General features: G+C 41.0%; 21 protein-coding genes. 7 read left to right on the top strand and 14 right to left on the bottom strand.

Annotated elements, in window-relative coordinates:
* Positions 1-26: 26 nt before the first annotated feature.
* The 4 genes from L641_RS0115470 to L641_RS0115450 form a co-directional block, all read right to left on the bottom strand.
* The gene (locus L641_RS0115470; protein WP_024601142.1) at positions 27-887 is read right to left on the bottom strand and encodes an IS982 family transposase; all 861 of its coding nucleotides are present in this window, start codon (positions 885-887) and stop codon (positions 27-29) included.
* 72 nt (positions 888-959) lie between these two features.
* The gene (locus L641_RS0115465) at positions 960-1,310 is read right to left on the bottom strand and encodes a hypothetical protein (protein ID WP_024602388.1); all 351 of its coding nucleotides are present in this window, start codon (positions 1,308-1,310) and stop codon (positions 960-962) included.
* Positions 1,311-2,329: 1,019 nt separating this feature from the next.
* Positions 2,330-3,577 carry a DEAD/DEAH box helicase gene (locus tag L641_RS0115455; protein ID WP_024602386.1) on the bottom strand — a complete coding sequence of 416 codons (1,248 nt, stop codon included), beginning with the start codon at positions 3,575-3,577 and terminating at the stop codon, positions 2,330-2,332.
* A gap of 91 nt (positions 3,578-3,668) precedes the next feature.
* Positions 3,669-4,373, bottom strand: a complete 705-nt coding sequence (locus L641_RS0115450; RefSeq protein WP_024602385.1) for a DUF3581 domain-containing protein — start codon at positions 4,371-4,373, stop codon at positions 3,669-3,671.
* Positions 4,374-4,529: 156 nt separating this feature from the next.
* On the opposite strand from L641_RS0115450, the gene L641_RS0115445 reads away from it, so the two are divergent.
* Both L641_RS0115445 and L641_RS0115440 read left to right on the top strand, forming a co-directional pair.
* A complete protein-coding gene (locus L641_RS0115445) occupies positions 4,530-4,925 on the top strand; it encodes a hypothetical protein (protein WP_024602384.1) in 396 nt (131 codons plus the stop codon).
* 87 nt (positions 4,926-5,012) lie between these two features.
* Complete coding sequence (locus L641_RS0115440) at positions 5,013-5,864, top strand: CPBP family intramembrane glutamic endopeptidase (RefSeq protein WP_024602383.1); 852 nt, start codon at positions 5,013-5,015, stop codon at positions 5,862-5,864.
* 57 nt (positions 5,865-5,921) lie between these two features.
* Here the strand turns inward: L641_RS0115440 and gltX are convergent, their stop codons facing one another.
* From gltX to proB, 3 genes are all read right to left on the bottom strand, one after another.
* Positions 5,922-7,406: a glutamate--tRNA ligase gene (gene gltX / locus L641_RS0115435; RefSeq protein ID WP_024602382.1), complete on the bottom strand. Its 1,485-nt coding sequence runs from the start codon at positions 7,404-7,406 to the stop codon at positions 5,922-5,924.
* Positions 7,407-7,456: 50 nt separating this feature from the next.
* The gene (locus L641_RS0115430; RefSeq protein ID WP_008111110.1) at positions 7,457-7,816 is read right to left on the bottom strand and encodes a glutathione S-transferase N-terminal domain-containing protein; all 360 of its coding nucleotides are present in this window, start codon (positions 7,814-7,816) and stop codon (positions 7,457-7,459) included.
* 106 nt (positions 7,817-7,922) lie between these two features.
* Positions 7,923-9,026 carry a glutamate 5-kinase gene (proB, locus tag L641_RS0115425; RefSeq protein ID WP_024602381.1) on the bottom strand — a complete coding sequence of 368 codons (1,104 nt, stop codon included), beginning with the start codon at positions 9,024-9,026 and terminating at the stop codon, positions 7,923-7,925.
* Between the two features lie 131 nt (positions 9,027-9,157).
* Between proB and L641_RS0115420 the strand changes: the two genes are divergently transcribed.
* Positions 9,158-10,117 carry a DMT family transporter gene (locus L641_RS0115420; RefSeq protein WP_024602380.1) on the top strand — a complete coding sequence of 320 codons (960 nt, stop codon included), beginning with the start codon at positions 9,158-9,160 and terminating at the stop codon, positions 10,115-10,117.
* Here L641_RS0115420 and L641_RS0115415 read toward each other — a convergent pair.
* The 3 genes from L641_RS0115415 to pdsO are packed head-to-tail and all read right to left on the bottom strand — an operon-like array spanning position 10,012 to position 13,365.
* Positions 10,012-10,617, bottom strand: a complete 606-nt coding sequence (locus tag L641_RS0115415; protein WP_024602379.1) for a class GN sortase — start codon at positions 10,615-10,617, stop codon at positions 10,012-10,014. The genes L641_RS0115420 and L641_RS0115415 overlap by 106 nt on opposite strands.
* Complete coding sequence (locus L641_RS0115410) at positions 10,614-12,614, bottom strand: marine proteobacterial sortase target protein (protein ID WP_024602378.1); 2,001 nt, start codon at positions 12,612-12,614, stop codon at positions 10,614-10,616. The genes L641_RS0115415 and L641_RS0115410 overlap by 4 nt, the downstream gene beginning before the upstream one ends.
* 25 nt (positions 12,615-12,639) lie before the next feature.
* Positions 12,640-13,365 carry a sortase-associated OmpA-like protein PdsO gene (gene pdsO, locus L641_RS0115405; protein WP_024602377.1) on the bottom strand — a complete coding sequence of 242 codons (726 nt, stop codon included), beginning with the start codon at positions 13,363-13,365 and terminating at the stop codon, positions 12,640-12,642.
* 228 nt (positions 13,366-13,593) lie between these two features.
* Here pdsO and pdsR point away from each other — a divergent pair, with 228 nt between their 5' ends.
* The 3 genes from pdsR to L641_RS23400 all read left to right on the top strand — a co-directional run bounded on the left by pdsR (position 13,594) and on the right by L641_RS23400 (position 16,706).
* Entirely contained in the window at positions 13,594-14,289 is a 696-nt protein-coding gene (pdsR, locus tag L641_RS0115395; RefSeq protein WP_024602376.1) for a proteobacterial dedicated sortase system response regulator, read from the top strand.
* Positions 14,283-16,418, top strand: a complete 2,136-nt coding sequence (pdsS, locus tag L641_RS0115390; RefSeq protein WP_024602375.1) for a proteobacterial dedicated sortase system histidine kinase — start codon at positions 14,283-14,285, stop codon at positions 16,416-16,418. The genes pdsR and pdsS overlap by 7 nt, the downstream gene beginning before the upstream one ends.
* A 132-nt stretch (positions 16,419-16,550) precedes the next feature.
* A complete protein-coding gene (locus L641_RS23400; RefSeq protein WP_010387666.1) occupies positions 16,551-16,706 on the top strand; it encodes a hypothetical protein in 156 nt (51 codons plus the stop codon).
* An 18-nt stretch (positions 16,707-16,724) separates the two neighbouring features.
* Here L641_RS23400 and L641_RS0115380 read toward each other — a convergent pair whose 3' ends face one another.
* Positions 16,725-17,966 carry a multifunctional CCA addition/repair protein gene (locus L641_RS0115380; protein WP_024602374.1) on the bottom strand — a complete coding sequence of 414 codons (1,242 nt, stop codon included), beginning with the start codon at positions 17,964-17,966 and terminating at the stop codon, positions 16,725-16,727.
* A 142-nt stretch (positions 17,967-18,108) separates the two neighbouring features.
* Between L641_RS0115380 and L641_RS0115370 the strand changes: the two genes are divergently transcribed.
* Complete coding sequence (locus tag L641_RS0115370; RefSeq protein WP_024602373.1) at positions 18,109-18,327, top strand: hypothetical protein; 219 nt, start codon at positions 18,109-18,111, stop codon at positions 18,325-18,327.
* A gap of 5 nt (positions 18,328-18,332) precedes the next feature.
* On the opposite strand, the gene L641_RS0115365 is transcribed toward L641_RS0115370, so the two are convergent.
* The 3 genes from L641_RS0115365 to L641_RS0115355 are packed head-to-tail and all read right to left on the bottom strand — an operon-like array spanning position 18,333 to position 21,384.
* A complete protein-coding gene (locus L641_RS0115365) occupies positions 18,333-19,484 on the bottom strand; it encodes a murein transglycosylase domain-containing protein (protein WP_024602372.1) in 1,152 nt (383 codons plus the stop codon).
* Positions 19,485-19,510: 26 nt separating this feature from the next.
* On the bottom strand, positions 19,511-20,011 hold the full coding sequence (locus tag L641_RS0115360; RefSeq protein ID WP_024602371.1) for a DUF1543 domain-containing protein: 501 nt from the start codon (positions 20,009-20,011) through the stop codon (positions 19,511-19,513).
* 23 nt (positions 20,012-20,034) lie between these two features.
* On the bottom strand, positions 20,035-21,384 hold the full coding sequence (locus L641_RS0115355; protein WP_024602370.1) for a sigma 54-interacting transcriptional regulator: 1,350 nt from the start codon (positions 21,382-21,384) through the stop codon (positions 20,035-20,037).

Here is a 21,384-nt window from a genome sequence, read left to right as displayed (position 1 = left end):
TAATTAACCTCAGATCTGCATAAGAATTAAAGCCGAGTCACTTTAATACTCGGCTTTTTAGTCTGAAAGGTATAGGCAATTAATCCAGCCATTAAATTAACCATAAATGAGATGCAGCTGCGGTGCCTTGTATGGTCTATTTGAGCCATATTTTTCAGTTGGTCGAAAACTGTTTCAATGATAAAACGCTTTGATAACATCGCTCTATCCCAAGATGATATTGGCTGACGTTTCATATTACTTCGTTGACCTGTAATAAAATCAATGCCTTGCTCAGCAAGTTCCGCTTTTAGGTTTGCAGATACATAACCTTTATCAGCGTATAAACTACCTGTAACATTATCGACCATATCTAACACCGGCTGTCTATCATCAACATTCCCAGCTGTCACTTTTACTGCTAATAAACCACCTTCATCATTCATGATGAGGTGAAGTTTAAACCCATAAAACCAGCCCATTGTTCCTTTACCCCGCTTGGCTTTTCCCGCGAAAACTTGGTGGCGAGGAATACGCATGTTGTGACACACCTTGAGAGAAGTAGAATCGATAAATGCAATGCCTGTTGGTTTATCAAAGCGCTGCTTCAGATAGCTACACAGAGCAGGTAACGTGGCCTGAAGTAACTTCAACATACGTGTATAACTGAGTAAATCAGGAAAATAATGTCGCCAATACTGACAAACAAATTTGGTGTAGTAAGTTTTAAAGTCGCGATAACCTGATTGATGAAAGGCAATTAATATAGTCATCACTTCGCTAGAGGATAGTCGAGACGGCTTAATGCGTTGCTTCTCACCTGATTCTATTAGGTGTGTAAGCCACTGAGGTTCAAACAATAAACAAAAATCATCGACATCTACGTAAATTGCATCTAAGTTATTCATGCCCTTGCCTCGGTAATCTTATGTTTCATGGTCGAAAGATCTGATCACCGCAAGGGCATTTAGTTCCATTTCTTATGTGCAGCTCAGGTTAATTATTAATTCTGTATCGCTAACCCAGCGCACCTCAAGCCCAGTCTCTTCTGGTCGACCATCAAAGGTAAATACGTTTTCAGCGGTTAACTTAGGGTTATCGCTTTTAATGTTAACCCCACCAAAAAAGTCTGTTGTGGCTCCGCCACAATCTCCAATAGATATTTCTGCTATTTGCTTCCCATTAGGGGAAGGTACAGATTTTACTACTTCATGGTAACAAGCAGATTCACAGCCTTTAAGGATAAGTGACAAACCAGCCCAGAGGACTAATAGTATCCAAAAGGAATAACCACCAATATTAAATAGAACTTTCTTTATCGAAGAATACATCGGCACTCCATGTACAACTAACATCCCACTAAGGGGCGGTAACACATGGGCTAAAATTAGGAACGAAGTGACGCAGCCCATGTGTTAGCGTCCCAGCGAGCATCGCGAGCGCCTTTAGTGTTTTGTTAGGTTTTTCACAGTTCCCACGCGAGCAATACTAATGATACGAAAAAAAAGAGTAAATATGGTAATGGTCTGCCGATACCTTCTACAAAGATTGAGGTCCTAAACCAAATAGACAAAAAAAGAAGTATTAGAGTGACTATTGCCCACAAATAGACTTTTGCTCCATTTGGGTTTCTTAATACCCTGACCTCGAACTTTTTAAACAAAGAAACATTTTCGCTGGCGCGAATTGTCAATGCTTCTCGTTTAAGGAACTCATTGTTGAATGTGCCATAGTTTAGCGTCCCATAATACCGTTTTGTTTGCCCAGAGTAGCTTGCTGATCTAGGGTTTAAGACTAATGACCAGTTTTCTGTACTGCCCTCCGTTGGAAGAAACTTGATAGTTACCTTTTCTTGACTTGTTTTGCGTGAGCCACCGTAACTTACGGTGACTCTGAAGCGTTCAGAATCCATTCTATTTATTAAGCAAACAGACTCTTTTTTAGTAACCAAGTCTGCACTGCACACGACGTCAGGGTTTGAAAGTTCACTTTGGAAGACGATTAAAAACCATATAAAACTTAACCCAGAGAGAGAAAAGAGAACTTTTGAACGGGTGAATAATTTCACAAGAAACCTAACAATTTAATAGTGCGCTCATCGCGCATATTTCTGCCGACTCCACGCTCATTTGTCTACTATATATAGTTTTAACAAATAACCTAAGGTATTACTATCACTAAGTTTTCTAAAACTTTAAAGAAAAGTTAAATAGAACAATATGCGCGCATCGCTCATTTTCATGAATTTATGCGCAAAGAACAGTTTAACAAATCAATTAACGACGATATTTGGCCAATATCAATGACCGCTTATCGCTCTTAGCTGCCTGTTAGGTGAAGTCCTAAGCTTTTATTTGCGTCTTCTATTCGGCGCTCTTTGCCCTGTAATACGTTTTTTATCGCGATCTTTACGCGCTTTGTTAGTGTTTTTGCGGTTATCTTTTGGTGGCTTATTTAAATCAGGTTCATAGCCTTCAAGCCATTGTGGTGTTAAGCGGGTATCAAGCAGTACTTCAATTTCTTCAAGCAGCCATTGCTCATCTAAACTCACTAGCGACATAGCAAGCCCTTGCTCGCCAGCTCGTCCTGTACGGCCAATACGGTGTACATAATCTTCAGCTATGTATGGTAATTCAAAGTTAATTACATATTTAAGTGCCGGTATATCTAAACCGCGCGCAGCTACATCGGTGGCTACTAAAACACGTGTACTGCCCTCTTTAAAGTTTTGTAATGCGCGATCGCGAGCACCCTGTGATTTATCACCATGAATAGATTCGGTTTTTAAACCATCTTTACACATTTCTTTGGCAAGTTTATCAGCCATTTGTTTAGTGCGGGTGAATATAAGCACTTGTCGCCAGTTTTTCATGCCAATCATGTGCGATACCAGCTCGCGCTTTCTGTCTTCATCTACTGCGTAAATAACTTGTTCAACCTCTACAGCAGCAGAGTTGCGCTTATCAACTTCAATAAGCTCAGGATCTTTGAGCAATTTTTTACTCAGCTCAAATACACTGTCATCAAAGGTGGCGGAAAACAGTAAGGTTTGACGATCGCCTGGGATATGACGCAGTATTCGTCTAATTTCGTCAATAAAACCCATATCAAGCATACGGTCTGCTTCATCAAATACTAAAGAGTCCACGCTTGAAAGCACCACACTGCCCTTCACTATGTGATCAAGTAAGCGCCCTGGCGTTGCCACTATTACTTGCGCTGTTTTAAGTGCTTTGATTTGAGGGCCAATGCTTGCGCCACCATAGGCAAGTGCACCTTTTATATCTGTACCTTGTGCGTATTTTTCAAAGCTTGCAAATACTTGCTGAGCAAGTTCACGGGTGGGCGTTAAAATAACCACACGAGCAATGCCTGGTTCGTCTTTTTTAGTGGTATTTAAAAGCTTATGTAATAGCGGCAAAACAAAAGCGGCTGTTTTACCGGTGCCAGTTTGAGCGCTGCCCATCACGTCTTTGCCCGCTAAAATTGGCGGTATCGTTTTGTGCTGAATGGCGGTAGGCGTAGTGTAATTATTTTGCTCTATTGCCGTTAATAGTAACGGGTCTAGGGCTAGTGATGAGAACGATGTGGCAGACATAAGCTTGGCTTTAAAATAACAAAGAACGCTATTATACCTGAGCTTTAGTAATAAAAAAGGCGCTAAATAGCGCCTATATAAAATGAAGTCTTTAAGCTGGTTTTAATGTGGCTTTACGTTCATTATAAAATGCAATTAAATCATCTACGGTGCTTTGACAGTATTCACGAATACCCGATACCACCATGTGTTTTTCGCCAAAACCCACCTTTTCGCCGTTTTCGAGTAAATTAAAGCGCAAGGTTATTTTGCCGCGTTTACCAGCGTATTCAAAGCTTGGCTCTGCAAACTCAAGGGTTGGTGATTTAATATCAATGTTATTAAGGTTAATGATCATTGATTCATAAATAATCATAGGCCGCGCAGGATTTATCATTACCTCTTGCTTGCCCATTAAAGGAATAATTACATGCGGGAACGCAGCACCTGAGAACTCAACATAATTTTTTATTAAACTGTTTGTAAGTGTTGGGCATTTACTGGTTTTACCGTCGCGTTTAACCTTTAAAATTACTTTTTCGCCATGGTTTACATCAAACTCTTCTCCAGGTTGTTTTGGAAAATTTAGCTTGGTATTTTCATCAACCATACCGGCAAAGGTAAACTCCATTCGCTCACTAATGCCATAGCGGTCTAACACTAGAGAAAAAAGTAAGTCTCCTGGTGCGCAAAACTTTTTAGCGTCTTTATCATGAAGCGGGTTGTAGTCGTCGGCTACACATTTAGCAAAGCGACAACCTTGCTCACGAGAAATTGAAACATAATCAGCATGCTGCTGATAGTAAGGACTTAACATAGTGTGTTCACTGCTTAAACTGCTTATAACCTAGCTATACTACCAGAAAAAAAATCTTGAGAGGTCGAATCTGTTTAATAAAGGCGAAAAATGATAATTTGCAACTCGCTAATTAACTAAGTAAATTAGGCAAATACGAGTTTAAGGGATTAACTAATGAAGTATTTTTGTTTATTAATATGCGCGGTTTCATTATTAACTGGCTGTAATAACATTACTTACACAACCAATATCGACGACGAGGTTTTATCAGAACACGTTTCAAGCCACACTAAAAAACGTGGTCTAGAGCAGTTTTACAGTGTTCAGGACGCTCTCGATAGAGGTGCAAGCCCTCTTGGTGGAATAAAAGGCGAAAGCTGCGATGTATCAGATGATACGCGAACATCCTCAATTAGCTATAACCGTTTGAAATCACAAGCTATAGAATCCCTTAAAAACGATGTGCTTTATTTAGGTGGCAATGCATTTACACTAGAGCAGTGCCAATCAGTATCCCGCTACAATTGTGATTTAGCCGTTATTTGTACCGGACAAGCCTATAATTATTAATAGCTCAAAATTATCTAATTGAGACTATAACGCTATGTGATTCGTTTTCTCTCATTTCCCCTATCAAACAACAAGCAGTATTTGCCAATGACTTTTTACTTTTTAGCTGCCGCTATTTTATGTGTTTTCCCGCAGTGTAAACTCACTGTATTTCGCCAACCATTATGGCGATACTTATTGCTGCTAAGTATTATTAGCGCCTATTATCAAGAATATATAAATTTAAACGCGGTTGCTGTTATAGCTGTTTATGTGGGATTGTTTCACTTTACGCTATTGGCAACCTCAGCGTTAAAACGTAATGTTCTAACGTCTTTATTTATAACAGCCTCACTCGGGTTGGCCTTACATTGGTTTGCGGGTTTTAATAACCTGCCAATTGTTGTTAATGAACAAATCACCAGTAACGCAATTGCATTTACCTTGTATGCTAATTTTGATAAAGCATTAGCGGGTTTAATGCTGGCCGCTTATTTTTTTGCAAAAAATAAAACGGCAAAGCCAGTAACTTTCGGCTACCCTGCTTTAATCATAATTATCACTATTTTAGCAGCGCTCATAACTGCTTTAACGTTAAACCTTGTTGAATTTGCGCCAAAAGTACCTGAATTTTGGTTGTTATTTATAGCTATCAATCTACTTTTTACCTGCGTTGCAGAAGAGGCATTATTTAGGGGAGTGATACAAACTAAGCTTTCAAAACTAATAACCCCGAGCAGGTTTGCACTGCTCGCACCGGCTATCAGTACTTGTGTATTTTCACTGGCACACTTTTCAGCGGGTACTCATTATATGCTTGTGGCGGCTGTTGCAGGTTTTGGTTATGGCTATATTTACTATAAAACAAGCCGATTAGAATGGGCCATTTTATGTCATTGGCTCGTTAATGTGTTTCACTTTTTCTTATTTACTTACCCTATGCTGGCAACTCCATCTTAGAATTACAGGCACAAAAAAGCCGCTTAAATTAAGCGGCTTTTGAATCTGTATACGGGATTACGTACTTGGGTAATCGCGGTATGCGCGTTCTATCTTTTTAGCCTGCTTTTTAGAAATACCTAAATGGGCAAGCGCGACACGTAAACGTGCACGCGATAGGTCAGACCCTAAAATTTCCATTGCATCAAGTACAGAGGTAGACGATGTTTTACCTGTGATTGCAACAAATATTGGCTCTAAGAAGTCTTTAATTTTAAGCTCGTGGAAGGTGGCTACTTCTTTTGCAATTGCAAAAATAGCTGGTTTTTCAAAGCTACGTAAGCCTTCTAGCTGCCATACAAAAAATTGTAATGCTTGGCGAATAACATCTTCGTCAGCTTTACCGGCTGTTAATAGCGCAGGATCGTAAGTCGGGATACCGCCTACAAAGTGCCCTGCTAAATCAACCATGTCAGAGAGCGTATTTATACGCGTTTTAGCTTCTGGTAATACTTTAGCAAGCATGTCGCCATTAAATTTCCAGTCAACAAAACGCTGCATTAGCTCTGCATCAGTTAAGTTTTCGCGGATCCACATACCGTTTAACCAGCTTAACTTGTCTACGTCGAATACTGGGCCACCAAGCGATACACGCTTCATGTCAAAATGTTCAATCATTTCATTAAGGGTGAACTTTTCACGCTCATCAGGCATTGACCAACCCATGCGGCCTAAGTAGTTAAGTACCGCTTCTGGTAGGTAACCCATTTCTTTATAGTAATTAATAGACGTTGGGTTTTTACGCTTGGACAATTTTGATTTATCTGGATTACGCAGTAATGGTAAGTGACCTAGTACGGGTGCTTCCCAACCAAAATCTTCATACAGTTTTAATAGCTTAGGCGCTGAGTTTATCCACTCTTCACCACGGAAAATATGGCTAATTTGCATATGGTGATCATCCACCACGTTAGCTAAAAAGTACGTTGGAAAACCATCTGCTTTTAATAGCACTTGCATGTCTACGTTTTCCCACGGGATCTCAATTTCGTCGCGTAGGTAATCGTTAAACTTAAAGGTACCTTCGCTTGGGATTTTCATACGTATAACGTACGGTTTACCAGCAGCTAGGTTTGCTTTAATTTCATCTTCTGTATGGTTTAAGCCACGACCATCGTATTTAGGACGCAGACCTTCGGCCATTTGCTCTTCACGCATTTGGTCCAGTTCTTCGCTGGTTGCGAAACAGTAGAATGCTTTGCCGTCTTCAACTAACTGATGAGCGTATTTTTTATATAAATCACTGCGCTCAGATTGACGGTATGGACCAAACTCACCACCTACATCAGGACCATGATCCCACTCAAGGCCTAACCAGCGTAAGCTATCCATGATGGCTTGTTCAGATTCTGGTGTGCTGCGAACTTGGTCAGTATCTTCAATACGAAGTACAAATTCACCGCCTTGCTGTTTAGCAAAACAGTAGTTAAATAAGGCAATGTAAGCGGTGCCAAGATGCGGGTCACCAGTTGGTGACGGAGCAACACGGGTACGAATTGTCATGGTAATGTCTCTTTTAATAAGTGAGATGGTATGAAATACCAATAAATATTTTAAGCGGCTACTTTGTTTAAGTAAGCAATAATATCGTTTGATTCATAAAGCCATTTAACTTGGCCATCTTGCTCAATACGTAAACAAGGTACTTTAACTTTTCCGCCTTGCTCTAATAGCTCTTGGCGGTATTGCTCATCATTTTTTGCATCGCGTGTTTCAATTTTTAAGCCTTCACGCTTAATTGAACGGCGCACTTTTACACAAAAAGGGCATGCTTTGAATTGATAGAGCTTAAATTGTGCGGTTTGCTGATCAAGCTTAGTTTGCTCTTGCGGATCACGTTTTTTGCTACGCGGCGTAAAAACAAAATTAAAAAATAAGATGATACAACCTAAAACCCAGCGAACTAATTTCATCTTCAATACTCTTTACAACAAATTTAAGGTGCAAGATTTTAACACAAAAAAGCGCAACACTATAAGCGGATTATACGTTGCGCTATATCGTTAAAAAAGTGCTTAATTACAACACCACCATATCATCTCTGTGTAGCACTTCCACGCCGCTATCGTAATCAAGTAAATGGCTGATTTGATTAGAATGTGCGCCTTTTATTTTATCGATTTCAAGATGACTAAAGCGCGTTAACCCCCGTGCAATAATTTGCTGGTTTACATCAATTAAGTTAATTAAATCTCCACGTTCAAATTCACCTATTGCACGCGTAATACCTTTAGCAAGTAAACTAGCCCCCTTAGATTGCAATGCATGCACCGCACCGGCATCAATTAAAATTTGGCCACTACTTTTAGGCCCTGCCAATAACCATTTTTTTCGACCATCTTTAGGGGCGGTAAGTTTTAAAAAACGGGTGCCTGGCAGTTGCTCGCTCATGCATTTTAAAATTACATTTTCATCCGCGCCTTTGGCAATAATCACCTCAACCCCAGCTCTTCTGGCAATATCGGCTGCCTGTAGTTTGGTTGCCATACCCCCTGTGCCTAGGTTTGTACCGCTGCCACCCGCAAGTTGGCGTAACTCATCATTAATATGGGTAACTTCATCAATCAAGGTGGCGTTAATGTCAGTGCGCGGATCGCTGGTAAATAACCCTTGTTGATCGGTCAGCAATAGTAATTTATCGGCATTGGCCAAAATAGCCACTAATGCCGATAAGTTATCGTTGTCACCTACTTTTATTTCACTGGTAGCAACCGCGTCGTTTTCATTGATGATCGGCACAACATCATAATTTAATAAGGCATTGAGAGTATCGCGGGCATTTAAATAACGCTCTCTGTCGTCAACATCGGCGCGCGTTAGTAGCATTTGCCCCACGTTAACACCATACAACGCAAATAAACTTTGCCAAATATGAATGAGCTGCCCCTGTCCAATGGCGGCCAACATTTGTTTGTCTATTAATGTGCGCCCACAGGGTTTTAATAACTGTTCGCGACCTGCGGCAACCGCACCACTAGAAACTAAAATAACCTGGTGACCTTGCTTTTTTAGCTCACAGCATTGGCGAACAAGTTCCACCATATGTGCTTTGTCTAACTTATCGGTACCGCCAGTGAGTACGCTTGTACCTAGCTTTACAACTACTACCTGATCCCTTTGCATGTTTTTTACTTAGCGCAATAAATGATGAATTTATTTATACCAGTTCGGTATTTTTGAACAAGTAAAAAATATTCAAGCACCCCCTCTGCGTGCTAGGATCGCACTATATTCAACCGATTAAATTACACCTTATGCCTGCCAGTTTATGTTTAATTATTGCCACCTTTTTGTGGGGTAGCTCCTTTATTGCACTTAAATACGCGATTGCGATTTATGATCCGGCCTTGGTGATATTTTTACGTATGCTCACCACTTTACTGATTTCGTTATGTTTATGGCGTTACGTAATTCGTTTTGAATATTTAAAAGGCGATTGGAAGTATTTATTAGGTATGTCGCTGGCAGAGCCTTGTTTGTACTTTTTATTTGAAGGCCACGCAATGGAGTACACCTCTGCATCTCAGGCTGGGGTTATTGTGTCTTGCTTACCTATTATTGTGGCGTTATTAGCCTTTTTTATGCTCAAAGAATACATTAGTAAAGCTATTGTGGTGGGTTTTACGCTGTGTATTGGCGGCAGTATTTTATTGACCTTGCTCTCACCGAGTTCAAGCCAAGCACCAAACCCGTTATTAGGGAATTTTTTAGAATTAATGGCCATGGTGTGCGCTGCATTTTACACCGTGTGTATAAAGCATTTAGCTAACCGCTACTCCCCACTCACATTGATTGCTCTGCAAGGTGTGAGTGGTAGTTTGTTTTTTGCTCCGTTTTTATTATTTATTGACCTACCCAGCGAAAACCAACACGATTTAACCGCACTAATGAGCATTTTGTACTTAGGCTCTTGTGTCACTTTGGGTGGGTACGGCATGTACAACTACGCGATTAGTAAAGTGTCGGTGTTAACCGCAGCGGCTTACTCTAATTTAATTCCAATTTTCACTTTAATTTTGTCAGCCATTATTCTTAACGAAGTACTGACACTTGGCCAGTGGTTCAGCATATTTGTGGTGTTTATAGGCGTAATGATAAGCCAACGCCATCAAGAACTAGTGGTCGATATTCCTAACGCTACCTCGGGTGAGGATATTTCAGCCGACACTAGCCACCTTAAATCGGTACCCGAGGCCAGCGAATCAAAAGGGTAACAGGTCAGTAAATACAGCCCTGCTTGATGCAAAAAATCGGTGTTGTACTGATTAATCACCTCAACATGTGTCACTGAATAATGCTGCACTTTGCCATTTTGTAATTGCAGAGAAAATTGCTCCCCCACTTTAGCGTTTTTTAAAAACGCAAAGTGGGTATCGTTGTGGCCAGCAATAAGTGCTCCTTGCGAATTACCAACATCAGCCCCACCTAATTCCCCCGCAGCTAAAAAATGGCTGGGCGCAAACGCTAAATTTCTACCACTTGCACCATCGAGCACGGTTAGTCGTTTATTATGCTTTGGCCATATTATTTGTGCCACTGGGTAACTATCAGCATAAAACCACGGCTTAATTTTTTTATTGGGTGATTTAAGGGCTGTTTGCCATGCTTGCTCTATTAACACTTGTGCAAGCCATGCCTTTGCCTGCATATATGCACCATGGCCGAATAGGCTCAGTCCTAAGGCTAGTAAACCTATGCTCAACCACTTTTTCATTTACAGCGCCTTACTAACAACAGGCCACCTAGTAGCATTAAAGCTCCAAACACAATATGCATTTTGCTTTGCCCGTCAGTTTGCGGCAAGCGCATACTCATTCCTTGCGGCATTGAATTAGCCACTTGTGTAGTTTGTTTAGCAACTTCTTTAATGGTGCTCTCTTCTATGGCAATAAACGCAGTAAATGGGCTAAGTAATTGATGCTCAAGCGCAAGTTGCTGCACTTGCTGTTTTACAACACTTTGTTGGTTGTATAGCAATAATGACTTTATTTTTTGACGTGCCCAGAGCTTATCAATTCCTGTGGCTTTTGAGCTTGCTTGCGAATTAAGCTTAACCTTAAACTCACCATGCGTTGTTTGCCCCGTAAAAGTAATTGTATCGGTATTATCTAATTTAATAGCCACCATAATAGGCTCAGCAAAATACAGATCCGGTAATGGGGAGGGCCAAAAATCTAAGCTGTCTCCATTTGTATTTGTTAACGCTAAATTAGTCATCGCCGGGTGAGCGAGTTTATCAAACAACTGCTGCATTTTTGGCTGCACATCAAAGGTGCTACCAATAAAGGTATAAGACCCCTTACCTATATCAGCAGCGCGGCGCATAAAAAAGCGATTAGGTGCGCTACCAATGCCGACGGTAAATAAGCGGCTGTCACCTAAAGTGCGCGCAATACTTTTAAATAACTCATCTTCGTTACTCACGCTACCATCGGTTAAAAACACCACTTGGCGTACAAAACCCTCAAACTGCGCACCATTAAGTACGGCATCAAGCGCACCTTGTATTTCAGTACCACCGTCGGCTTGCAAGTTATAAATAAAGCGCCTTGCACGGCGTAAATTAAAGTCACTAGCAACTAAAGGGGTATCACTCATGGCAGTAACCTGATTATTAAAGCCAATAATATTAAAGCTATCATCACTATCAAGTAACGAGAGTGCGTAAAACAGTGCTTTTTTAGCTTGCTCCATAGACTGCCCATGCATAGAGCCCGAGGTATCAACCACAAACACCATTTCACGCGGCAAACGCTCAGACTGGGTAAACTGATCGCTTGGCGGCATCAACATCGCTAACGCAAACTGCTCACCATTTTTTGCTTGCTGAGTAAAAAGTGCGGCTTGAGCTTGCGCTTTTTGTAGTGGCTTAAACTCCAGTACAAAGTCTTTATTTATTGCTTGCTGTGGTTTTAGCACAATGCTGTATTGCCCAAACGCAGAGTTTTCAATATTTACCTGATGGTACTTAGCGTTTATATCAACCAATTCTAAGCCTATATCCATGTTAATTGTTAAGCTTAAATCGCTGGCATTAGCCGCCTCATTGGTTTGCTTTGTATAAATAGGGCTTAACCATCCTTGTGGAGTAAACGAAGATGTATGATCACTTTTTACCGTACGCTTATCTTGCTCTTCGTTCAGTTTCCCTGTTGTTGCATGATACCGTGGCGTTATTGTGGTTGGAAAATGAATCGCAAAGGTTCCATGCTGGTAATCAATAATCTCTTGATATTCAAGCGTTATAACTATTTCTTCTCCTGGCCCTACATTTGCCACATTTGTAATAAACATATTTGCACGCTGCTGTCGCAGCAATGAAGCTTGTTTGCCTGCTTTTTTGGCAGCTTGGTACTGTTTTTCTGCTTGGTGTTTTTTTGCTATTTTACCGTGAATCACTCGCTCACCAATACGCATGGTCATTGCTTGCACGGCACTTTCATCGGGTAAAGGAAAAACATAACGTGCATTTACTGCAAAAGGATTTTCATTTATGTAGTGCTGCGTTACTACAACATGATTAATTAGTCCTGTTAGGGTCATTTTTGCATCGCTTTTTAAAATCACCCCAGGGTTAACCGCCACTCCTTGGCTATCAAACAAGGATAGTTTTGGCGACTGCGCATGGCTTTTAAAGCTGGCTAAAAGCACGATAATAATAAAAATAAAAAGGCTTACCTTGGTAAGCACTTTGGTGGGTTTACTCAACATAAATCACTCCCTCGAACGCACGTTGTTAATTGCTTGCGGTTTGATTACTTGACTGATTTAACGCACGAGTAGTGAGAGTAACGCGTCTGTCAAAAAAGTTATCTTCAAGGGTGTTACTGTTTGCTATGCTTTGTTGCTCGCCAAACGCTTGTGTGCTCAAACGTGTATGGCTTACTCCCTGTTTAATTAAGTAACTTTGTACGGCGTTTACTCTGGCTTTTGAAAGTAATAAGTTTGCTTGCTCTTCACCACGCTGATCGGCAAAGCCACTTAAATCAAGCGCGAGTTGCGGTTGGCTTTTTAATAACGCAACTAATTGATCAAGCTGCTTGGCAAAATGAGGAGCAATATCGCTAGAGCCTGTTTTAAATTGCACCGTCATTGCCAATAAATTATTAAGCTGTGATTGCGTTAGTTGCTCATTTTGCTGCGCCAGTAGTTCAAGTTGCGCCTCTAGGTGGCTGTTATGATTAAGTACGTGCTGGTAGTCGTTGGTTTTCTCTGCCATTACAGTTAAAGCTTGTTGCTGCTCAGCAATGGTTTGCTCAGCCACCTTGGCATCGCCAATTAAGCCACCAGCAAATGCACCTACAAACGCGCCAATAGGCCCACCAACAACGCCACCGATAATGGCACCTGTGCTTAGGCCGACTATGGTTTCCTTTTTTGCTTCTTTCGATGGAGTATCCGCGGCAAAAGCAGGAGCGCAAAAAGTGCTAACAAGTGTGAGTGCGATTAATGTTTTCTTCATGGTCTATTCCTTACTATTAATAATGGTTGGCAAGCTATTGGTTGGCACTTGCGTTGTATCTGTAATTTCAATAGTTGTATTAAAACAGCATGAAGTGGCAACAAAGGGGATCAAAAATGGCAAACTGCTGAGCAATTGTGGCAAAAAAATGGCAATTGTGTTTTTAACCGTACTTAGCGCAAAAACTTCGCTATAGTGCGCCTAAGTCAATATGAGTAATTAATAAAAATGAAGAAAATAGCCATCATTGAAGATGAAACCGCAATCCGCGAAAACTACATAGAAATGCTGAGCGCTCAAGGCTATCAGGTGAGTGGTTATGAAAACCGCGCTCAAGCAGAAGCGGCCTTTAAAGAAGCGCTTCCCGATTTAGCCATTGTTGATATTGGTTTAGACCATGAAATAGATGGCGGCTTTTTACTGTGCCAAACACTGCGTTCACTGTCTAAAACCTTACCAATTATTTTTTTAACTGCTCGCGACAGCGAAATAGACACCGTATGTGGCCTGCGCATGGGCGCCGACGACTACTTAACCAAAGATATTAGCTTAGCCCATTTAGCTGCGCGTATTGGCGCACTATTTCGCCGTATGGAAGCATTAGAGCAACCCGCCGATGCTAACGCACTGATAACACGTGGCCAACTAACGCTCGATACGCAACGCATGCAGGTGCTTTGGCAACACCAGTTAGTTGATTTAACCGTGACTGAATTTTGGATGCTGCATTCACTCGCCCAGCGACCAGGGCACGTTAAAAGCCGTAATGAGTTAATGAGCGATGCTAAAATTTATGTAGACGACAGCACCATTACCTCGCATGTAAAACGTATTCGTAAAAAGTTTATAGCACTCGATAGCCAGTTTGACTGTATAGATACCGTGTATGGCATGGGCTATAGGTGGGAGCAACCCACATGCTGAGATTTGGCCTACGCAGTAAATTTATCCTACTTTCGTGCTTTTTATTTTTGTTGCCATGGCTTGGCTACGAATATGTATGGGAAATGGAAAAGTTTTTACGCCAAGGCCAAGAAAAAACGTTGGTAGGCACTACACGCGCACTGGCCACGGCCCTGCATGAACGCCCCGCTTTATTTGACGAACAAACCAACTTTTTAGATCAGGTGGTAAAAGGTCGCGATCTCTATGCTTATAATTTAAAAAGCCCGATTCAACTCGATGGCAAACTCAACGACTGGGACGCTTATCAATCGCTGTTTTGGCTTTATGATAAACGCTACTTACAAACAGCCAATGATAACCATCAACTGAGCAACTTATCATTTAGCCATATGGTAGGTAAGTTTGATAATTACTTATATGCTGTATTTAAAGTCACAGATGACACTGTAATTTACCGTGCTAAAAACAGCCTCAGCATTACCAATAACGATTACATAAAAATTGGCCTAAAAAATCCTGATGGACAATTTAATACTTATATTATTGCTCCGCGCCAAGATGGCTGGGTCAACGCATTTGATGCCTACAGTAAAATGCCTTTTACTAAAATTCAGGGTTTCTTTAAAAAAACTGAAACAGGTTACAACCTTGAGCTGCGCTTTCCTTTGAGTATGCTTGGCAATAAACTGGGGTTTGCCATTGCTGATGTTGATAGTAAACAGCCAAACCAAACCCCTAGTATAATGTCTACATCGAACTTAAATAACCCGAATGATTTAGGTTCGGTACTGGTGCCCTCCCCTGAAATAAACCGTATATTAAAAGGCATGGGACACAGCGGCAGTCGCATATGGGTGGTCGATAATCATCACCGTGTATTAGCGCAATCGGGCAGTATTCAAAATGCCGATGGCGTATGGGCCGATGGGCTAAAAAATCAAGCGCCAAAAACTGCGTGGCAGCGCTTTGAACAGACCTATTTGCATCCTTTGTACTATAAAATTTTAACCCGTCCCGAAGATGAGTTTATAGATACCTTACACGATGTAGCTTCAATGCAAGGCGCTCATTTAGCCAAAGCACTCAAAGGCCAACCGGCCTCGTCTTGGCGACTCACCCCCGATAACAAAGCGGTGATATTATCGGCTGCGTATCCTATTTGGATTGAGGATAAGGTTATTGGCGCAGTTATAGCTGAAGAAACCACCAATGGCGTGCGTACACTGCGTAATAAATCGCTGGAAAAACTGTTTAATGTGATTTTGGCGGTCATGTTAATTGGCACAGTCACTTTGTTCTTTTTTGCCTCACGTATATCAAGTCGTATTAGGCGACTACGCGATACAGCAGAGCAAGCTATTGATGCCCAAGGGCGGGTAACAGGCCATATAAATTACAGCGATGCCAATGACGAAATTGGCGATTTATCGCGTAGCTTTTCAAATATAGTGAGTCGCCTTGGAGGGTATACCGATTATTTAGAAAATATGTCGTCGCGCTTATCTCACGAGCTGCGCACGCCGGTTGCGGTTGTACGTTCATCACTTGAGAACTTACAAAGCTTGCAGCAAAGTGAACTGAGTCAAAAATACCTTGAGCGTGCCAGTGAAGGAGTTGAGCGTTTAGGTAAAATAATTACCACTATGAGTGAAGCAACCCGACTTGAGCAAAGCATTCAAAGTAATGAGCCAGAGCTGTTTGATTTACAAAAAGTAATTAGTGGCTGTATGCAGGGCTACCAACTTACTTATCCTAACCAGTTATTTACACTCAACATTTGCCAATGCACACTGCCAATGCAAGGTACCCCTGAATTTATAGCGCAACTGCTCGATAAGCTAATTAATAATGCCTTGGAATTTAGTGAAGCTAACACCGCGATTGAAGTCAGTCTGAAGCAAAGCGAAAACAAAGCAACATTAACGGTAAGTAATACAGGTACTTTGTTGCCTGAGGGGCTTACTGAACATATTTTTGATTCTATGGTATCGGTGCGCAGCCAGCAAATGCAGCAACAACCGCATTTAGGTTTAGGACTTTATATTGTCAGGCTGGTGTGTGATTACCATAACGGCACAGTAACAGCACACAATAATGAGCAAGGCAATGGAGTGGTGTTTACCGTGAACCTGCCTTTAAATAATTAAACAAAAAGCGGTTTAATTATAAACCGCTTTATTTTAAAGCTTTGCAGTTACAATTTAATTCACACTCAAGTGTAACGATTCACTTTTAATTCATTCGCTCAGTCTTAGTCTACTCACCTAGGAGGAGTCAGAATGAAAGAGTTACTAGAACCCGAAGAAATAGAGTTTATTCTCGATTTATATCGTCCTAATGCAGCCAATAACCATGCTCAACAGGGCGCGACTAAAAAGCACAAGGTAAGTAATAAACAAGCCATGCAAGCTGAGGCTTTAGCTCGTAGTGCTTAACTACACAAACCTTACAAGTTAGCCATTAAGCTGTAAAAACGCTTTAATACAGTCTATTTCTGCCTGCTTGACCGTTTCGCCTATTTCAGGGCCTTTTTTACCGCTTTTAAGTGCATGTTGCACAATTTGTTTTTTATCCATTTTTTGTAGTTCATTGTGAATTGCACGTAATTTAGCGGCTTGTGGATAAGGCTTATCTACCAGCGTTTCGCCTCGCCCTTGTGCATCACACTGGCACGCTTGAGTAAAGGCAATAAAACGCTCTGGGTGCACTAATGCATTTAAATTAGTGACGATTAATTTATGAATAGTTTGCGGCCTTAACTGTTCAAGCGTGTGGCAAAGCGTATGGTTATCACTGGTGAGCACACCGATATCACGAAAGCGATTAGGTACTTTTAGCCGTTCACAAAAGGCCTCAACCACCGCAACCCCTTCACGTTCATGGCCGCGTAAATTCCCCTGTTTTTTGTAACTGAGCGCTTTACCAAAATCATGAGTTAAAGCAGCAAACCGGGTTTCTAGGTTAAAGTTTAAATCGGCTGCTCGCCTAAGGACTAACATAGTATGTACAAACACATCGCCCTCGGGGTGATGATTTGCCGGCTGTGGGGTGTTTTTCATCTGTTCAATTTCAGGAAAAATACCTAAGCCATCTAATGCTTGAAAATAAAGCTCTGGGTGTTTTTCACCAAGCGCTTTTTCAGTTTCTAACCACACGCGCTCTGGCACTAAATGTTCCAGCTCGCCTTTATTTTTAAGCTCATGCATTAATGCAGTAGTACTTGGATGAATAGACCATTCACTACCATAACGGGCTAAAAAACGGGCAATACGTAATACCCGAACCGGGTCTTCTACAAATGCTTGGGTGGTGTGGCGCAGCACTTTATTTTTTAAATCATCTTGACCATTAAAAGGGTCAATAATAGTGCCGTTTTCGTCAAGTGCCATAGAGTTAATGGTTAAATCTCGGCGTGCTAAGTCTTCTTCAAGGGTTACGTTTGGGCTCGCATCCACCACAAAGCCGGTATAACCTTTACCACTTTTACGCTCAGTGCGCCCTAGTGCATATTCTTCTTTGGTTTTTGGGTGCAAGTAAACGGGAAAGTCGCTGCCAATGGGTAAAAACCCAAGCGCTTCCATAACCTCTGGCGTTTCACCAATAACAACGTAATCGTTATCTTTTGATTGTATGTTTAGCAGTTTATCTCGTACTGCTCCGCCAACTAGGTAAACTTGCTTTAAGCTTTGTTGCACTTTATCCCCAACCACTACTTTTAAGGTTTTCTTTGATGTTAATCATACCTAATCGCAATTTAAAAATCAGTGTTGTTTGCCAAGCTTTAGTAAGCTCATTACAATAGTGCATTATTTTTTATACCTCAACTCATCTTAACTAATGAAAAAACACTCAGCAAAAAAAGAACTTAGGTTACTGCCCATCCTTTTGATCGTTATTATTATGTGTGTTGCGGGGCATTTTTTGCTGCAAGCTAATTTTCAAGACAGTCATTTGGTCGAATACCTATTAGCTGCGATTCCATTTGCTATGTTTGGCTTAGTAATAGTAGCCTTTAAAATGGCCGCTAAAAGTGAACAACAAGAAAGTGATGAGTAAATAAGTTACTGATAGTTTTTTTCTGCTTTAGTGACTTTATATAGGTAGCGTCTTGATTCCGCTCGAGAGTGCTTAGTGGTGAGAATGTTATAAAATTGGCTTGAAGTAAGCTGATTTATTTGTGAAAACGCCACACTTCTATTTTTATTAAAAATGCGCAATACATTACCCGCCCCACCGTTATAAGACGAGATCATGGCAAAGTGCTTACTTTTATCAGTATTAATTTTATGTAAGTAGTTATTTTTTAAAATACTTAAATACGCGCTGCCAATATCAATATTATGCTTTGGATTCAACAACACTGCTTTGGTTGGCTGCCCGGGTACTTTTTTAATTTTTTGATACACATCCCGCCCTGCAGTTGCGGGGATCACTTGCATTAATCCATATGCGTTTGATGAGCTCACCGCATGTGGATTAAAGCTACTTTCGGTTTCAATAATGGCATAAATAAGCGCTGCCGATATTTGATATTTTTTTGCAGCCGCCAGCACATAATCACTGTACTTTTGCTTTCTTAAATGGGTGTTTTGCTCCACTAAATCAAAGCTAACCGACGAAATAAGATGCCCATATTGTCGTTGCTTTTTTAAGTTATTATTTACTAAATAACGCGCAAACCGGTTCGCTCGCCAAGAGTATTTTATTGGTAACTTATCTTGGTCGAGTACTTGTTGATATAAAAATGGTTCGCCTTCTAATATGGGGGCTTCGCTGGTAAAAATATCGGTTTTATCGGGGTCGCTGGAGGTCAGTAGGGTCATAACAATGGCCTGCTGTAACAAGCTTATTGTATTTTTTAACGCGATGGTTTCTACTTTTACAGTGCCTTGCTCAAAATCAATAATGGCACGAGCTTGGTAATCATTACTGTATTTGACGTATTTTTTTGCACTAGGCTGTTGCGTATTTTGCTTACCCCACTTGCGCCCAACAACGCTTTCTAATGCGGCTAAAAGCTGTTTTACGCTACCAACCTGTGCTTTAATAGAGCGGTGTGTTTTTTGTGCTTGCTTGTGAATTGCAACCACATTGGTAGGGTCGTTTTTTACTTGCTTTACCAGTTTATTTAAATCAACAACGGGCGGTAAACCCGACAGTGATTTACAGCCACTTAAGCCAACTAGCAAAAGTATAAACGCATACTTTTTCACACAATATCCAAACAAATGCTTAGCAACTATAATACATGATAACCAAACCAGTCCGGTTTAATTGGTTGTGCTTGGCCGCTTGGGGTTAGCTTAATATTAAGCTGACTATCGAGTAAATCAATCGCAAAGCAGTCATCAACATCATATAAATCATCTTTATGAAGATGACTCAGCCCTGCTAATAAGTCATTTTTAGCGCGTTGTTTCGCTTCTTCACTACTGCTGGCAACATACAAAGCAAAGTCGTGTTGCTCTGCCATTGAGTCGCTTCTGTAAGCACCTAAGTTAACAAAATAAAGTTGCTTATTTTGCTCTACATAACTATCAACCACCTCGATTTTATAACCATCAATATGATTAACCGCCATGTAGCTATCCATGTGTACACTGTTTTTATCACCCACCCATTGGCTTTTTAGTTTGGTATAGGTTTGCTCAATATTTTGGCCTACCACAAAACGTACGTCGTGCATTTCTATGTGACAACCTTGAATGCGTCCACCTAAATACACCATGAATAACTGCATGCTCACTTCCTTTTAAAAACCAATTAAATTAAACCATCTACGTCAATCTCATGCTTTTTAATCAACTTATAAAAATCAGAACGATTACGCTTGGCAAGTTTGGCGCCTTCTGCCACATTGCCTCCTGCCATTTTCAGGGTATTAATTACATAGTCTCGTTCAAACTCTTTTTTAGCTTCATTAAGTGATAATGGCTCAACGTTGCTTTCATTACTGTTTAGGGCACTAAGCACTAAATGTTCAGATATAACCTCACTAGGAGTCAACGCAACCACTTGCTCCACTACATTTTGTAATTGACGTATGTTACCTGGCCAATCATACCTTACTAGGGCATGCATGGCATCGTTTGCAAAGCGCTTTTCTTTTTGCTCCATACGCTTTGCGATGTTGGCACTAAAAAAGTTGGCTAATAAGCTAATATCTTCACGGCGTTCACACAGCGGGGGCAACTTTAAGTTTACGACGTTTAACCGGTAGTATAAATCTTCTCTAAACTGTTGATTACTAATCGCTTCAGGTAGGTTTTTGTGGGTTGCAGAAACAATTCGCACATTAATAGGAATTTCTTCTTGAAAGCCCACTGGGCGAATGGTTTTTTCTTGCAGCACACGCAACAACTTAACTTGTAAATTAAGCGGCATATCACCAATTTCGTCTAAAAATAAGGTACCGCCTTGCGCTTGCTGAAATAGGCCTTGATGATCTTTTACAGCTCCTGTAAATGCCCCTTTTTTGTGACCAAATAGCTCTGATTCTAATAGCTCACCAGGCACGGCCCCACAGTTTATTGCCACAAATGGACCATCACTAACATGGCTATGCTGATGAATCGCCTGCGCAAGCAACTCTTTGCCGGTACCGCTGGCACCAGAAATAAGCACGTTAACTTGTGTAGGCCCTAATAGTTTCACTTGCTCTAGCAAATGCAGCATAGCGCCACTGCGGGTGACAATATTACTCTGCGGGGCGACTTCATCATTATTAACCCCATGTATCTCAATGGCTTTAGCTAGGCTGTCAAACAGCTCATCTTTATCAACGGGTTTTGTGATAAAGGCAAAAATACCTTGCTTGGTGGCCTCTACCGCATCAGGGATAGATCCATGAGCCGTCATCATAATAACAGGCAACGCAGGGTAGCGGTTTTGCAATTGTCGGTGCAGCGCCATGCCGTCCATTTCATCCATTCTTAAATCGGTGATCACCGCATCAAACACTTGGTTTTTAAGTAGTTGTAATGCGTTCATACCACTATCACAGGTCGTTACTTCATAACCCTTTGATTGAATTCGAATCGCCAGTAATTGCAGCAAGCTGGCATCATCATCAACGAGTAAAACTTTAGCACTTGATGGAAGTGTGACTGACAT

This window comes from Pseudoalteromonas sp. TB41 (assembly GCF_000497975.1).
Taxonomy (GTDB): Bacteria; Pseudomonadota; Gammaproteobacteria; order Enterobacterales; family Alteromonadaceae; genus Pseudoalteromonas; species Pseudoalteromonas tetraodonis.
This window is presented reverse-complemented; position numbering and strand designations above follow the sequence as displayed.

What these genes read in the sequence shown, in the direction of transcription:
- pdsO (WP_024602377.1), bottom strand. Translation starts at nt 13,365, where the DNA reads ATGAAGAAAACATTAATCGCACTCACACTTGTTAGCACTTTTTGCGCT.
- L641_RS0115415 (WP_024602379.1), bottom strand. Translation starts at nt 10,617, where the DNA reads ATGAAAAAGTGGTTGAGCATAGGTTTACTAGCCTTAGGACTGAGCCTA.
- pdsS (WP_024602375.1), top strand. Translation starts at nt 14,283, where the DNA reads ATGCTGAGATTTGGCCTACGCAGTAAATTTATCCTACTTTCGTGCTTT.
- L641_RS0115450 (WP_024602385.1), bottom strand. Translation starts at nt 4,373, where the DNA reads ATGTTAAGTCCTTACTATCAGCAGCATGCTGATTATGTTTCAATTTCT.
- gltX (WP_024602382.1), bottom strand. Translation starts at nt 7,406, where the DNA reads ATGACAATTCGTACCCGTGTTGCTCCGTCACCAACTGGTGACCCGCAT.
- L641_RS0115360 (WP_024602371.1), bottom strand. Translation starts at nt 20,011, where the DNA reads ATGCAGTTATTCATGGTGTATTTAGGTGGACGCATTCAAGGTTGTCAC.
- L641_RS0115410 (WP_024602378.1), bottom strand. Translation starts at nt 12,614, where the DNA reads ATGTTGAGTAAACCCACCAAAGTGCTTACCAAGGTAAGCCTTTTTATT.
- L641_RS0115440 (WP_024602383.1), top strand. Translation starts at nt 5,013, where the DNA reads ATGACTTTTTACTTTTTAGCTGCCGCTATTTTATGTGTTTTCCCGCAG.
- proB (WP_024602381.1), bottom strand. Translation starts at nt 9,026, where the DNA reads ATGCAAAGGGATCAGGTAGTAGTTGTAAAGCTAGGTACAAGCGTACTC.
- L641_RS0115445 (WP_024602384.1), top strand. Translation starts at nt 4,530, where the DNA reads ATGAAGTATTTTTGTTTATTAATATGCGCGGTTTCATTATTAACTGGC.
- L641_RS0115465 (WP_024602388.1), bottom strand. Translation starts at nt 1,310, where the DNA reads ATGTATTCTTCGATAAAGAAAGTTCTATTTAATATTGGTGGTTATTCC.
- pdsR (WP_024602376.1), top strand. Translation starts at nt 13,594, where the DNA reads ATGAAGAAAATAGCCATCATTGAAGATGAAACCGCAATCCGCGAAAAC.
- L641_RS0115430 (WP_008111110.1), bottom strand. Translation starts at nt 7,816, where the DNA reads ATGAAATTAGTTCGCTGGGTTTTAGGTTGTATCATCTTATTTTTTAAT.
- L641_RS0115420 (WP_024602380.1), top strand. Translation starts at nt 9,158, where the DNA reads ATGCCTGCCAGTTTATGTTTAATTATTGCCACCTTTTTGTGGGGTAGC.
- L641_RS0115470 (WP_024601142.1), bottom strand. Translation starts at nt 887, where the DNA reads ATGAATAACTTAGATGCAATTTACGTAGATGTCGATGATTTTTGTTTA.
- L641_RS0115455 (WP_024602386.1), bottom strand. Translation starts at nt 3,577, where the DNA reads ATGTCTGCCACATCGTTCTCATCACTAGCCCTAGACCCGTTACTATTA.
- L641_RS23400 (WP_010387666.1), top strand. Translation starts at nt 16,551, where the DNA reads ATGAAAGAGTTACTAGAACCCGAAGAAATAGAGTTTATTCTCGATTTA.
- L641_RS0115355 (WP_024602370.1), bottom strand. Translation starts at nt 21,384, where the DNA reads ATGTCAGTCACACTTCCATCAAGTGCTAAAGTTTTACTCGTTGATGAT.
- L641_RS0115370 (WP_024602373.1), top strand. Translation starts at nt 18,109, where the DNA reads ATGAAAAAACACTCAGCAAAAAAAGAACTTAGGTTACTGCCCATCCTT.